Origin of the sequence: Streptomyces sp. NPDC014995, from assembly GCF_043080745.1 — a bacterium.
Classification (GTDB): domain Bacteria; phylum Actinomycetota; class Actinomycetes; order Streptomycetales; family Streptomycetaceae; genus Streptomyces.
Map to the genome: position 1 here is coordinate 51,254 of NZ_JBIBVX010000025.1, position 14,629 is coordinate 65,882.

Below are 14,629 nucleotides of genomic sequence, written 5' to 3' on the forward strand. Positions count from 1 at the left end.
TCACCGCGTGCGGGCGGGGAGGGAGGGGGCTCCGGTGATGTCGGGGCGGGGCGGTACGGCCTCGTCGAGGCCGGTACGGCGGCGAGGGACCGCCCGCCCCGGTCACCGGGGCGGGCTCAGAAGATGCCCTGGCCCGGGACCAGGATGCCCCCTGGGTCGTACGTGCGCTTCGCCGACTCCAGCAGCCGCCAGGCCGGGCCGAAGTGGGTTCGCCAGTCCGCGGGCGTGAAGGGGATGCTGCCGACGGGGTACTGGGTGCCGCCGGCCGCGGCGACGGCCTCGTAGGCGGACCGGTTGGCCGCCAGTTGGCGGTCGATGGCGGCGGTGTCGTTCGGCGGGACGGCGCTCAGGATGTCGAAGAGGTACGACACCTCCTCGTCGGAGGTGCGCAGCAGCGGGGTGGTGAGGCGGTCGCGCAGCAGGGGGTAGAAGAGGATGACGCCGGGGCCCAGGTCGGCCGGGGTGAGGGCGTCCAGCATCCGCGCGCTGAGGGTGGCGGCGGAATCCCCGGGGAGCATGAGGTTGAGCCAGGGGTGGGCGTACGACCAGACGCCGGCCTCCTTCATGGCCGCGATGACCGGGGCCAGCCGGTCGAGGAAGTCGTAGTAGGGCAGGTCGGCGCGGTGGACGGTGGAGGGATCGTGGCGCAGGCCGCGCAGGAGCGCCGTGTCGTCCGGTGCGGGACCGGCCGGCGGGCCGTAGGCCACCGCCTCCAGGGTGTAGACGCGGAAGGCTCCGTCGGCGTCGGCGGAGACCTGGCCCTCGACGTAGTCGAAGCGGCCCTCCTCGACGAGGGCGCGCTGGTCGTCGAGGAAGGTCTCCAGGTCGTCGTAGGACAACTGGTAGTGGCGTACGGTCTCGGGAGCGCGCACCAGGCGCAGGGTGGCTTCCACGATGATGCCGCACTGGCCGAGGCCGGCCAGGACGGCGTGGAAGAGGTCGGGGCGCTGGGACGGGGAGCAGCGCACCAGTTCGCCCGCCCCGGTGACGACGCGGAGTTGGGTGACGTTGTCGACCTGAGCACCGTGCCGGTGGGCCTGGCCACCCATGCCGCCGACGGACAGGGTGCCGCCGACGGAGAGTTCGAGGTAGTCGGTGAAGACGGGCGGAGTGAGGCCGTGGGCGAGTGTGGCCTTGGCCACGTCGCTCCATCTGGCGCCGGCGCCGACGGTGACGGTGGTGCTCTGCGGCCCCAGAGGACCGATGTCCGCGAGGGGCGTGGTCTCGACGACCAGGCCGTCCTGCACCTGTGCCTGGCCGAACGGGGCGTGCCCCTGGCCGCGCGGCGCGACCGGCAGGCGGTGCTCGTTGCAGAACCGGACCATGGCGACGACGTCCTGGACCGAACCCGGGCGCAGGACCGCGACGGGGCGGTGGTGCACGATGTGGCCGTAGTCGTCGGCTGCGGCGCTGAGTGACGACTCGTCCGTGTGGAGGGTCCCGGACAGCCGGGGTATCCCGGCCAGCTCCCTACCGGACTCGGACGCGGCGGCCCAGCTCCGGCCGGCGGGGTCGAAGCCGATCACCGCCGCCCCCGTCACGGTGAGTCCGCGCAGAACGGTACGTCTTGACGGTGTGCGGGACATGCGCACTACCACCTCTCAAACGCCGGGAAATGGCCAAATCCACGACATCCTAAGGGAGTTCACTCCGTCTCGTGCCGGATCCCACCGGTTCGCCGGTCCATCGGCGGCCCCGGCGGCACGAAGCCCGGCAGGACGAGGCCGGCGGCGGCCGGGGCGTGCCGGACGGCGGGGAGGGGAGTCGGGCGTCGCGTCGACCGTTTCTCATCCGGTCCGGGAGCGCGGTGGCCTGTGAGCGCCGGCGGCGAGGGGGGTACGGGGTCGGCCGCCGTCTCGCCTCTTCCACCGGAGTCTCGGTGGCGCGCCGCACCACACCGTGTGACGACCGAGGGCGGCGGCCAGGGGCAGCGGGGCAGCGGTCCGGCCGCACGAACGGGACTCGCGCGCGAGTGGTTGAGTAGCGGCTCTCAGGAACCGTCCGGTCGGTCATGTGGTTCCGCGACAGCGGACGGAGAAAGGCACAGCAGACCCACCCCTCGCCACTCTCAACCTATAGCGCACCGGGGGGCTTGCGGCAAGGCCCCGGTCGTGCCGCAGAATCGCTGGCCGAGGCCAGAAGCTGCGGAAACAAGGAGATTCACCAGGTGCATGTGTTGTTGTCGGTTGATGGGTCGAGCGGTCACGTCGAGCCGGTGGTGGAACTCGCGCTGCCGTCGCGGGCGCTCGGCGCCGAGGTGCGGGTGTGCGCGCCGCCGGACTTCGCGGGAGCGACCCCGGGGTCGGAGCTGCGGGCATGAGCCGCCTGACCACCAGCGCGTTCGACCTTCCCGACCACCTCTCCCCCAAGGCCGACCCGACCCTGATCGCGGGCGACGAGCGCCACTTCGCGGCCATCGCGGAGAGCCTCGAGCAGGCGATCGCCGAACTGTCCGACCGCCTCGAGGCCGAGCGCAGGGCGCCCGGCGGCATCGGCCGGCAGGCGATGGAACGGGACGTGGAGATCCACCGGCTGACCGGTCGCCTGCGCGCCTTGCGGCGCTTCGGCCTGGACCTGTGCCTGGGACACATCGTGGGCGCGGACGACCCCGAGCCCGTCTACATCGGACGGCTTGGCCTCACCGACAGCACGGGGCGCCGGCTGCTGCTCGACTGGCGCTCCCCCGCGGCCGAGCCGTTCTTCGCGGCGACCCACGCCAACCCGATGGGGCTGGCGAGCCGCCGCAGGTATCGCTGGACCCGCGGCCGGATCAGCGACTACTGGGACGAGGTGTTCGCCGCCGACGGGCTCGAAGGCCACGCCGCGCTCGACGACCAGTCCGCCTTCATCGCCGGCCTGGGCGGCAACCGGTCGTCCCGCATGCGGGACGTGCTCGCCACCATCCAGGCCGACCAGGACGCCATCATCCGGGCCGGATCCCGCGGCGCCCTCGTCGTCGACGGCGGTCCGGGTACGGGGAAGACCGTCGTCGCTCTGCACCGCTCCGCGTACCTCCTCTACTCCGACCCCCGCCTCGGTCACCGCCGCGGCGGCGTGCTCTTCGTGGGTCCGCACCAGCCCTACCTGGCCTACGTCGCCGACGTCCTCCCGAGCCTGGGAGAAGACGGCGTGCAGACCTGCACCCTGCGGGACCTGGTCGCCGAGGGAGCGGCGGCGGCGGTCGAGCCGGACCCGGACGTGGCCCTCCTGAAGTCGTCCGCGACCATGGTGAAGGCGATCGAGACGGCCGTCAGGTTCTACGAGGAGCCGCCCGCCAAGGGGATGACGGTCACCACCCACTGGTCCGACGTCTGGCTGAGCGCCGACGACTGGGCCGAGGCGTTCGAAGCACCGGAACCCGGTACTCCGCACAACGATGCGCGCGACCAGATCTGGGAAGCGCTGGTCACGACCCTGATGGACAAGCACGACGGCGACGTCCCGCCCGCCCTGTTCCGGAGGTCGCTACTGCGGAACACGGAGCTGACCGACACGCTCAACCGCGCGTGGCCGCTGCTCGAAGCGGCCGACCTCGTCGGAGACCTGTGGTCGGTACCCGCCTACCTGCGGATGTGCGCTCCCTGGCTCGGCCCCGATGACGTGCGGAAGCTGCAACGCGCGGACGCCCAGGCCTGGACGGTGTCCGACCTGCCGCTGCTGGACGCGGCACGGCAGCGGCTCGGCGACCCGAAGGCGTCGTTGCGCAAGCGTCGGCACAAGGCCTCCGTCGCCGCCGAACGCGAGCGCATGGCCGGCGTCATCGACGGCCTGCTCGAGGCCGACGACGACGGTGAGGGCGCGGTGACGATGCTGCACGGACAGGACCTGCGGGACAGCCTGGTCGACGAGACGGCTCTGCCCGGCATCGAACCGGACCTGCTCGCCGGCCCGTTCGCGCACATCGTCGTGGACGAGGCCCAGGAACTGACCGACGCGGAGTGGCAGATGCTGTTGCTGCGCTGCCCCTCCCGGAGTTTCACCATCGTCGGGGACCGGGCCCAGGCCAGGCACGGGTTCACGGAGTCGTGGCAGGAACGGCTCGGGCGGGTCGGGTTCGACCGGATCGGCGTGGCCTCCCTGAGCATCAACTACCGGACGCCGGAAGAGGTGATGGCGGAAGCCGAGCCGGTCATCCGGGCCGTGCTCCCGGACGCCAATGTGCCGACCTCCATCCGCAGCAGCGACGTCCCCGTCGTCCACGGATCCGTGTCCGATCTGGGGTCGGTCCTCGACACCTGGCTCGCCGCGCATGCCGACGGGATCGCCTGCGTCATCGGTGACCCCACGTTCCCGGCGACGCGCCGCGTGCGGTCGCTGACCCCGGAGCTGTCGAAGGGGCTCGAGTTCGACCTGGTCGTCCTCATCGACCCGGAGGCGTTCGGCAACGGTACCGAGGGAGCGGTCGACCGCTATGTCGCGATGACGCGGGCGACCCAGCAACTGGTCATCCTCACGAGCTCCTGACATCGGCCGAGGCACCGGGATCGCCGCCGTCCGCGCCGGGCCGAGTCGGACGCCCGTGAGGAACCGGGTGCGGGGCTGGCCGACGACCCCGCCGTAGGCGAGCCGGGCCCCCGGCCCCGGCACCGCCCGTACAGCACCCGGCGGCCGGCCGGGCGGGAGCAGGCTCCGGGGGGTTGCGGCGCGGATCCGGTCACCTGGGAGGCGGGAGCGGGCCGGGTGCCGCGTCGGCACACTGTGCCGGCGCCCACCGGGTCGGCCAGGGGGTGGACGGTGCTGCCGGCCCACCGTCCGGCCCCGGTAGGGTCCCTGTCGGCCGGACGGATAGCATCAGGTCCGGCGTGGTTCCCAGCAAGAGGCGACGTTCATGGATCCGGCCGCGGTGTCTCCGCCCACGACAGGCATCAGCATCAGTTTGCGCCAGTTGCTGATGGCGCTGGGTGACTCGCTGGTGGAGGTGCAGGCCGCTCCCGCCGGGCTGGACGCCGAGATCCGGGGCGTCGCCCTGCTCGACCCCGAGGACCCGCCGAGTGCCCGGCCGGGCGAGCTGGTCCTCGTCATCGGTGTCCGTGGCCGAGCCGCTCTGCCCGCTCTGCGGGCCGCCGCCCGCGGCGGAGCCTGCGCCGTCGTGGTCAAACTGGAGGGTCCCGGCCAGGCCGAGGCCCTCAGCGAGACGGCCGCCGAGACCGGGGTGGCGCTGCTCTCGCTGCGCAGCGACGCACGCTGGGAACAGGTGCACGCGGTGGCCCGTGCCGCCCTCGACGACGCGGCTCCGGGCCACCCCGGCGAAGCGGCCGAGGAGGGCGACCTGTTCTCGCTCGCCCAGACCACCGCCATCCTCACCAGCGGCATCGTCAGCATCGAGGACGCCGCCAACCGGGTACTGGCCTACTCCCGCTCCACCGACTCCGACGAGATCGACGACCTGCGGCGGCGTTCCATCCTGGGCTGGCAGGGACCGGAGGCGTATCTGGCGAAGCTGCGCGAGTGGGGCGTGTTCCAGCACCTGCACTCCAGCGACCAGGTGATCGGTGTCGACAGCCACCCGGAGCTGGGGATCCGCCGCCGACTCGCGGTGGCCATCCGCTCCGGGGACCGCCAACTGGGAACGATCTGGGTGCAGGAGGGCTCGACGCCACTGTCCGACCACGCGGAGCAGGCGCTCCTGGGAGCCGCCCGCATCGCCGCGCACCACCTGGTACGCCGGCGCCGCGAGCTCTCCCAGGACGTGACGCTCACCCGGACCCTGCTGGCCGGACTGCTGGAGGGGAGCACCGGACCGCAACCCCTCGCCACCCACCTGGGATTCGACGCCACCCGCCCGGCCGCCGTCCTGGGCTTCTCGTACGGCACCGCGGCCGTCGTCGCCGCACCCGGGACGAGCCATGCCGGCGCCGCACCCGAGCTGACCCACACCGAGGTCACCAACCTGATCTCGGTGCACATCGCCGCACGGCACCGCAGCGCGCTGGTCACCCAGCTCGATCCCCGTATCTACGTGCTGCTGCCCCAACTGCCCCGCAGCATCGACACGGACACGCTGCGCGGCTGGGGCCAGGAGATCACCGACGCCGCACGCCGCCACCTGGGCCTGCCGCTGCGCGGCTCGGTCGGCTGCGTGGTGTCCGGGCTCGGGGACGTCCCCGAGTCGCGCCGGGAGGCCGACCGCATCCTCGACGCCATGATGGGCGCCGGCCTGTCCACCGCGGTCGCCGCGCTGCCGGACATACAGGCGGAAGTACTGGTCAGCGAGATGCTGACGCTGCTCTCCGCCCACCCCGAGATACGGGACCCACGGCTGACCGCGCTGGTGGCGCACGACAGCCGGCACCAGGGCCGGCTGGCCGAGTCCCTGCTGGCGTACCTGAACTCCTTCGGTGACGTCCGGGCGGCCGCCGCCCAGCTGCACGTGCACCCCAACACGCTGCGCTACCGCATTCGCCGGGCCGAGGAGCTGACCGGTCTCGATCTGAGCCGTCCCGACCAGCGTCTGCTGGCCATGCTCCAACTGCGGCTGCCGCCCACCCCCTGACCGGGACTCCGCATTGGCCTGCCGGACAGCCATCGGGGGCGAGTTTGTCCCGGTGAACAAACACCTCGCCCCGTGACCACCCATACGCTTGCGCAAATCCGTTTCCGCAAGTGATACGGCCCACCTCCCACAAGGAGACGGAGCGAAGCGCGGACGTGCGGTGACGACCACGTCACCGGTGCGGCATCCGGATACCGCTCCACGCCGTGAACGCCTGCGGGAATCGTCAGGACCATGGCCGTCCCTGCCCTCCCCGCGCCCGGCCCGCTCGTCCCCCACCGAAGCGCTCCGGCGATCCGGGCAGCCGCTCCCCCATGGCCCCCAACCACGCAAATGGATGTCGACATGACTACTCGTCCCCTCGATTCCCCGCCCCCCGGCACCGTCCCGCCGACCGGTGGTCAGCCCCCGGAGCAGGCAGGTCTGCGGGCCGGGCTCAAGAACCGCCACCTGTCGATGATCGCCATCGGCGGGGTGATCGGCGCCGGTCTCTTCGTGGGCTCCGCCTCCGGTATCGCCGCCGCCGGGCCCGGCATCCTGCTGTCGTACGCGCTCGTCGGCGCCCTGGTCGTCTTCGTGATGCGGATGCTCGGTGAGATGGCCGCGGCCAATCCGACGTCCGGCTCGTTCTCCGCGTACGCGGACCGGGCGCTGGGCCGCTGGGCCGGGTTCTCGATCGGCTGGCTGTACTGGTTCTTCTGGGTGGTGGTGCTCGCCGTGGAGGCGACCGCGGGCGCGGTGATCCTGGAGGGGTGGGTGCCTGCCGTACCGCAGTGGGCCTGGGCACTGATCGTGATGGTGGTGCTCACCGCGACGAACCTGGTTTCGGTCGGCTCCTTCGGCGAGTTCGAGTTCTGGTTCGCCGGCATCAAGGTCGTCGCCATCGCGGGCTTCATCGTGCTCGGCGGCCTGGCGATCTTCGGTGTGCTGCCCGGCACCGACCACGCCGCGACCGGTTTCGGCAATCTCACCGAGCACGGCGGCTTCCTGCCCCACGGACCCGGCGCGATCCTCACCGGCATCCTGCTGGTCGTCTTCTCCTTCATGGGCAGCGAGATCGTCACCCTCGCCGCCGGTGAGTCCGCCGACGCGCGACGGGCCGTCGCCAAGGCCACCAGGAGCGTGATCTGGCGGGTCGGCATCTTCTACGTCGGCTCGATCCTCGTCGTGGTCTCCCTGCTGCCGTGGAACGATCCGGCGATCGTCAAGAAGGGCTCGTACGTTGCCGCCCTCGACTCGATCGGCATCCCGCACGCCGGGCAGATCATGAACTTCATCGTGCTGACCGCCGTGCTGTCCTGTCTCAACTCCGGCCTCTACACCGCCTCCCGGATGGCCTTCTCCCTCGGGCAGCGCGGCGACGCCCCCCGGTCCTTCGTCCGCACCAACACCCGTGGCGTCCCGCAGCCCGCGATCCTGGCCTCGGTGGCCTTCGGCTTCGTCGCCGTCGCCTTCAACTACCTGTGGCCGGACACGGTCTTCCAGTTCCTGCTCAACTCCTCGGGCGCGGTCGCGCTGTTCGTGTGGCTGGTCATCTGCTTCTCGCAACTGCGGATGCGGGGGATCATCCTGCGCGAGAGCCCGGAGAAGCTCGTCGTCCGGATGTGGCTCTTCCCGTACCTGACGTGGGCGACGATCGCGATGATCTCGTTCGTGCTCGTCTACATGCTCACCGACGACAGCGAGGGCGGTGGCCGCAGTCAGGTCCTGCTCTCCGTGCTCGTCGCCGTGCTGGTGATCGCGGTCGCCCTGGTCCGGGAGCGGATCCGCCGCAACGACACCGAGGACGCGGTCGCGCCCCGGTAGCCGCCGCGGACCGCCGTACCACCTCATGGGCTCCCCGCCGCTTCCGGCGGGGAGCCGTTCCCGTTCGGGCCGGCTGCACGAGGGCGTCGGGCCCGCGCACACGGTCGGCGGCTTCAGCGCACGACATCGGCGAGATGGGGCACCACGCGGGTCAGCCGCAGCACGCCCCACAGGATCAGGAGGACGCCGGTCACCTCGGGCAGCAGCCACCAGCCCGTACGAATCGTCTCGTCGAACAGGACGACCCCCAGCAGGAGGCTCACCGCCGCGTCCCCGACGGTCAGCGCGGGCTGTGACGCGGCCAGCGGGCCGGCTTGCAGCGCGTTCTCCAGCAGCAGGAGCGCCGCGACGCCGGAGAGCGCGAAACCGTAGGTCTGCCAGGTGGTGAGAAAGGTGGGCAGCCCGGCGTCGGCGAGGCGCCCGGTGGCCGACTTCATGAGCGCGGCGGTCAGGGCGTTGCCGACCGCGGCCGCCGTCGCGAACGCGGCGGCCCGGAACAACGGCGAGGCCGAGGAACGGGCGAGGACGGTCGCCGCGGCCATCGCCCCCAGGGCGAGCGCCAGTACCGGCATCCACCGGTCCATCGCGGCCTGTTGCCGGATTCCCGAAGGGGCCGCCGAGGCCAGGAGCAGGACGAGTCCGGCCACCACCGTCCCGACCGCCCACCAGCCGTCGGCCGACAGCCGACGGTGCAGCAGGGGCACGGCGACCAGCAGAGCGAACGGCAGTTCGAGCATGAACAGGGGCTGGACCAGGGCCATGGGCCCGTTGATCAGGGCCAGGGCCTGAAACACCGCGGCTCCCGTCACGCCGGCGATACCGATCGCCCAGGCGGGCCGTCGCGCCAGGGCGAGCAGCAGCCGCACCCCGCCGCCGCGGGGCACGGTGGAGGCGGCCTTGCGCTGGAACGCCGTGCCCACCGCGTTGCTGGCTGCACCCAGGACGGCGAAGAGCACGGCGAGTCCGATCATGACTCCACCATGCCCGCCTTCCGCCACCCGCTCAGCACGGGCGGCATCCGACCATGGCCCACCCGGGTGCATGCGGGCCGCTCCCCGGGAGACGCGAACGACGGCTTTGGGCCCGGCACGCTCGGCCTCGACCGCTGTCGCCCTCCGACTCTCACAGGTGCGCACCCGCGATGCGTGGGTACGCGCATACGGCGTTCACCCCATCGGTGCGCGCTTGGTGCGGGGCTCTCCGCAGCGTGAGAGCTTGACACGCCACATGTCCTTTTCGAGAGCTTTGACCCGTCGGCTCGTCGGCCGTCGGTTTCTGCACAGGCGGCCACGCCGACCGTGGTCCGGTACGAAGCGGAGGAATGTCACCTGATGAGTGAGACCAATCCCCTCAAGCGGGCGGCCCGGAAGATCACCGACAGCCTGCAGGCCGACGGCGCCGCGCCGGAGGAGGGGATTCCCGGAAAGCCCGGTCCCCAGTCCCCGTCGGTCGCGGAGCCGACGGAGCCCCGCGACCCGCTTCCGCCGAAGCCGGACCAGAGCGGTCCCGACACCGTGTCGCCGACGGGGCAGCCGACGGGAGCGGAACAGGCGCGGATGGCGCAGTCGGGCAGCCACCTGACGACCGCCCAGGGCGCGCGACTGCACGACACCGACCACTCGCTCAAGGCCGGGCCCCGTGGGCCGGTGCTGCTCCAGGACCACCATCTGCGCGAGAAGGTCATGCACTTCGACCACGAGCGCATCCCGGAGCGCGTGGTCCACGCCCGCGGAGCGGCCGCGCACGGCGTGTTCCAGAGCTACGGCACGGCTGCCTCGGTGACCAAGGCCGCGTTCCTCGCGGAGGACGAGGAGACGCCGGTGTTCGTGCGTTTCTCCACGGTGCTGGGATCGCGGGGATCGTCGGACACCGTAAGGGACACCCGGGGATTCGCGACCAAGTTCTACACCAGCGAGGGCGTCTTCGACCTCGTCGGCAACAACATCCCCGTCTTCTTCATCCAGGACGCCATCAAGTTCCCCGACGTCATCCACGCCGGCAAGCCGCACCCGGACCGGGAGATCCCCCAGGCGCAGAGCGCCCACGACACGTTCTGGGACTTCGTCACCCTGCACACCGAGGCCACCCACCACACGCTGTGGAACATGTCCGACCGGGGCATCCCACGCTCCTACCGGACGATGGAGGGCTTCGGCGTCCACACCTTCCGCCTGGTCGCCGCGGACGGCGGTACCACGCTGGTGAAGTTCCACTGGAAGCCCAAGCTGGGTGTGCACTCGCTGGTGTGGGAGGAGGCGCAGATCATCAACGGCGTCGACCCGGACTTCCACCGCCGGGACCTCGCCGACGCCATCGAGGCGGGCGCGTACCCCCAGTGGGAACTGGGGATCCAGACGTTCCCCGACACCCCGGACCAGACCTTCGAGGGCATCGACCTGCTGGACCCGACGAACATCGTGCCGGAGGAGCTCGCTCCGGTGCAGCCGGTCGGCCTGCTCACGCTCAACCGCAATCCGTCGAACTTCTTCGCCGAGACGGAACAGGTCGCCTTCCACGTCGGCCACCTCGTCCCCGGCATCGACATCACCGACGACCCGCTGCTCGCGGGGCGCCTGTTCTCCTACCTGGACACCCAGATCACCCGCCTGGGCGGTCCCAACTTCCCGCAGCTGCCCATCAACCGGCCGCAGGTACCCGTCAACGACATGCTGCGCGACGGCATGCACCAGACCGCCGTGCACCGGGGCGTCGCCCCCTACCGGCCCAACTCCCTCGACGGCGGCTGCCCGTTCACCGCCGGAGCGGACACCGGGGCCTACGTCGAGACGCCCGTGCGCGTGCCGGAGGCCACCAAGGTGCGGGAGGCGCCCGAGTCGTTCGCGGACCACTTCAGCCAGCCCCGGCGCTTCTGGCTCAGCATGTCCCCGGTGGAGCGCGAGCACATCATCGGCGCCTACACCTTCGAACTCGGCAAGTGCTACGAACAGGCCGTCAAGGAGCGGGCGTTGCAGGTGCTGGCCAACATCGACCCGGAGCTGTGCGGCGAGGTGGCCGCTGGCCTCGGCCTGCCGGCGCCCGAGCCCACCGTGCCCCTGGCCGACGTCGAGCCCAGCCCCGCCCTGTCGCAGGTCGGCCAGAGCTGGCCCACGGACGGCCGGATCATCGGCATCGTCGTCGGTCCGGACGGCGACCTGGACGGCGTACGCGCCGTGCGTGAGGCGGTCGTCGAGAGCGGCATGGTCCCCCTGGTCGTCGCCCCGGCCGGCGGCGTCCTCGGCTCGGGCGACGGCGCGGTGACGGTTCAGCGCACCTACGCCACCGCGCGGTCCGTCGAGTTCGACGCGGTGCTGCTGGCCGGAACGCCCGGGGTGGGCGGCGACGCGTACGGCGCCCGCGACGCCAAGGCGTACCCGGCGGCCGCGGCGCACCTGGCGGGCGACCCGCGCATCACCCTGCTGGTGTCCGAGGCGTTCCGGCACGGCAAGGCCGTCGGCGCCTGGGCGGGCGGCGAGACGGCCCTCGAAGCGGCCGGAGTACCCGTCGGCGCTCCGGGCGTGGTGGTCGACGACACCGGCACGGCCACCCTTGCGCAGGTCGTCCGTCTGCTGGGCGAACACCGGGTGTGGGACCGGTTCACCGCTGCCTGACGCCGTCCCTGCGGTGTCCGGCAGCCCCGGGGCGCGCACGGCTGAGGCGTCTCACACGCGGTTGCGGCGGCCCTCCGCTCGTGCGGTGGATGGATGATGCAGACCTTCCTGCCGTATCCCGGCTTCACCGCGTCGGCCGCCACCCTGGACCCGCGCCGACTGGGCAAGCAGCGCGTCGAGGCGCTCCAGGTGCTGCGCGGCCTGACGGTCGCGGGCTACGGCTGGCGGCACCACCCGGCGGTGCGCATGTGGACCGGGTACGAGGAGGCGCTGGTGCGCTACGGCCTGGACGTCTGCGGTGTGTGGACGGCGGCCGGACGCGCCGACACCTGCGCCGCCTCGCTGGTGGCCGGCCTCGGCGGCCTGCGTGGTGGAGCCGACATCCGCACGCAGGAGCAGCTCGCCGAGGACGGTGAGCTGCCGCCGTGGCTGGGCGATCCCGCGTTCCACCGCAGTCACCAGTCGGCGCTCGTACGCAAGGACCCGGCGTTCTACGCGCCGCTCTTCCCGGGCGTCCCCGACGATCTGCCCTACGTCTGGCCGGCGTCGGACCGTGACGCCCGGCGCGGGGTGTGACCGTCATTCCCGTCCGCGTACCTCACCCGTCGAGGCGGCAGCCGGTGAGCAGGGCGGAGGGGGAGGCGTCTTCCGGCCGGGGGACGGTGCGGTCGGCGGGTGGGCGGTGGCCGGCGGTGAGCCAGTCCTCCAGGGCGGTGAAGGCCGAACGGTGGCAGGGCAGGAGGGGCCGGAGCCGGTCGGGGAAGATGTCGACCAGGGCGTCGGTGTGGGTGCCGTCCTCGATGCGGTAGTACCGGTGCAGGTCGCCGCGGCCCGCTTCCCTGACCATGCGGGCGTAGACGTCGGAGTCCCGGCCGATGGGGAGCAGGACGTCGAGGGTGCCGTGGATCGTGATCAGCGGTCGGCCGATGCGGCCGGTCAGCGAGACGCGCTGCACCGCCTGGTGGACGTCGGCGGGGCGGGCCGGGTAGTCGTAGTCGGCGTCACAGCCCGGGGCCGAGCCGGGGGCGCAGTAGGGCGTGCCCGCCTCCGTCGCGCCGTCGAAGGCGGGGTCGAACTCCTCTCGGTAGATCCGCTGGGTCAGGTCCCAGTAGACCTGGTGGTGGAACGGCCACAGGAACTCCGAGCCGGCCGGGAAGCCCGCGCGGTGCAGTTGCTCACGCGCCTGGTCGGCTGCGGGCCCGCCCGCCGCGTGGACGGGGTGATGGTGCAGGGCGGACGGCAGGAAGGTGAACAGGTTGGGGCCGTCGGAGCGCCAGAGGGTGCCCTCCCAGTCGACTCCGCCGTCGTACAGCTCCGGGTGGTTCTCCAGCTGCCAGCGCACGAGGTAGCCGCCGTTGGACATCCCCGTGACCAGGGTGCGCGCGGGTGGCCGGTGGTAGCGCTGGGCGATCACCGTGCGGGCGGCGCGGGTGAGCTGGGTGAGCCGGGTGTTCCATTCGGCGACGGCGTCGCCGGGACGGGACCCGTCGCGGTGGAAGGCGAGGCCGGTGTTGCCCTTGTCGGTGGCGGCGTAGGCGTAGCCGCGGGCGAGGACCCAGTCGGCGATGGCCCGGTCGTTGGCGTACTGCTCGCGGTTGCCGGGAGTGCCGGCCACGACCAGGCCGCCGTTCCAGCGGTCGGGCAGCCGGACGACGAACTGTGCGTCGTGGTTCCAGCCGTGGTTGGTGTTGGTGGCCGAGGTGTCGGGGAAGTAGCCGTCGATCTGGATGCCGGGCACTCCCCTGGGGACGGCCAGGTTGCCGGGGGTCAGCCCCGCCCAGTCGGCGGGGTCGGTGTGGCCGGAGCCCACGGTTCCTGCCGTGGTCAGCTCGCTCAGGCAGTCGGCCTGCTGGTGGGCGGCACCCGGTACCCGCAGGTGAGGGAGGTGGGCGCAGTGGTGTGCGGGGTCGGCGGCCGGCCGGGCGACGGCGTGCGACGGGAGCAGGGCTGCCGCGGCGGCCAGGGCGACGGCGCCGAGGGCGGTGCGTCTCCGTGAGGGCGAGGCGGCACCGGGGAGCAGGTCCATGAACGGCCTCCTGGGTGCGGGAAGGTGACGGGCTGGAGGCTAGGCGGCCCGCGAAGGGACCGGCCATGTGCGGGCCCACCATGACGGCCGGTCCTGTTGAGTGGGCCACCGCCATGACGGTCATGGGCAGGTTCCGTCCGCGACGGTGACGTAGCCGGCGGGTGACTCCTTCAGGGGGTGGGCGACCAGGACGTTGCCCGGGCCCGGGCCCAGGCCCAGGCCCACGGCCTGCCGGGAGCCTCTGGCGTGGGTGGAGCCGCCGCCGGTCGTGGCGCGGCCCGCCCGGACCTGGGCATGGTGGGTGGCGGTCCGGCGGACGGCCGTGGCACCGGCGGTCCGCGCGGTGACCGTGCGACGTGCGGCCGCAAGGTGTTCGCGGTCGGCGACGGCATCGAGGCGGGCCGCAGGAAGCCGTGGGTGTCTACGGCGCTGGCCTGGAGGCCGACCTCGACGAGGCTCCCGACGGGGGTCCGTCCGGCCGTCGGCGTCGCGGGGCGGCGACCGCGTGGGTGTGGGACGAACCCGGGGACAGGCCGGTGTCCGTGTACGACGTCGCGCCGGGCGTGGCGACCGGTGCGCCGTCGCGGTGGACGACGTGGTTGGTGGCCGCGTCGACGGGGTTCCACCGCAGGCCGATGCGCCGCCGGGCGGCGTCTGCTACCGCTGCGCCCGCCGCAATTCCCCCGCTGTGCACCG

Annotated in this window: 9 protein-coding genes; 6 read left to right on the plus strand and 3 right to left on the minus strand. The window is 72.5% G+C overall.

The features are described from left to right. Positions 1-116: 116 nt before the first annotated feature. Entirely contained in the window at positions 117-1,586 is a 1,470-nt protein-coding gene (locus tag ACF1A1_RS36500) for an FAD-binding protein (protein WP_392006070.1), read from the minus strand. 581 nt (positions 1,587-2,167) lie between these two features. Between ACF1A1_RS36500 and ACF1A1_RS36505 the strand changes: the two genes are divergently transcribed. The 4 genes from ACF1A1_RS36505 (at position 2,168) to ACF1A1_RS36520 (ending at position 8,299) form a co-directional block, all read left to right on the plus strand. Next, positions 2,168-2,320: a hypothetical protein gene (locus tag ACF1A1_RS36505; RefSeq protein WP_392006072.1), complete on the plus strand. Its 153-nt coding sequence runs from the start codon at positions 2,168-2,170 to the stop codon at positions 2,318-2,320. Further along, positions 2,317-4,464, plus strand: a complete 2,148-nt coding sequence (gene helR / locus ACF1A1_RS36510; protein WP_392006074.1) for an RNA polymerase recycling motor ATPase HelR — start codon at positions 2,317-2,319, stop codon at positions 4,462-4,464. Before ACF1A1_RS36505 ends, helR begins: the two co-directional genes overlap by 4 nt. Before the next feature lie 379 nt (positions 4,465-4,843). Next, entirely contained in the window at positions 4,844-6,493 is a 1,650-nt protein-coding gene (locus ACF1A1_RS36515) for a PucR family transcriptional regulator (RefSeq protein WP_392006076.1), read from the plus strand. Positions 6,494-6,838: 345 nt separating this feature from the next. Beyond that, on the plus strand, positions 6,839-8,299 hold the full coding sequence (locus ACF1A1_RS36520; protein ID WP_392006077.1) for an amino acid permease: 1,461 nt from the start codon (positions 6,839-6,841) through the stop codon (positions 8,297-8,299). A 113-nt stretch (positions 8,300-8,412) separates the two neighbouring features. On the opposite strand, the gene ACF1A1_RS36525 is transcribed toward ACF1A1_RS36520, so the two are convergent. After that, on the minus strand, positions 8,413-9,270 hold the full coding sequence (locus tag ACF1A1_RS36525) for a DMT family transporter (RefSeq protein ID WP_392006079.1): 858 nt from the start codon (positions 9,268-9,270) through the stop codon (positions 8,413-8,415). Between the two features lie 360 nt (positions 9,271-9,630). On the opposite strand from ACF1A1_RS36525, the gene ACF1A1_RS36530 reads away from it, so the two are divergent. Both ACF1A1_RS36530 and ACF1A1_RS36535 read left to right on the plus strand, forming a co-directional pair. Further along, complete coding sequence (locus ACF1A1_RS36530) at positions 9,631-11,907, plus strand: catalase (RefSeq protein ID WP_392006081.1); 2,277 nt, start codon at positions 9,631-9,633, stop codon at positions 11,905-11,907. A 96-nt stretch (positions 11,908-12,003) separates the two neighbouring features. Further along, on the plus strand, positions 12,004-12,483 hold the full coding sequence (locus tag ACF1A1_RS36535) for an MSMEG_6728 family protein (RefSeq protein WP_392006130.1): 480 nt from the start codon (positions 12,004-12,006) through the stop codon (positions 12,481-12,483). 22 nt (positions 12,484-12,505) lie between these two features. Here the strand turns inward: ACF1A1_RS36535 and ACF1A1_RS36540 are convergent, their stop codons facing one another. After that, positions 12,506-13,933, minus strand: coding sequence for a 3-hydroxybutyrate oligomer hydrolase family protein (locus tag ACF1A1_RS36540; protein ID WP_392006083.1), 1,428 nt, complete (start codon positions 13,931-13,933; stop codon positions 12,506-12,508). Between the last annotated feature and the right edge of the window lie 696 nt (positions 13,934-14,629).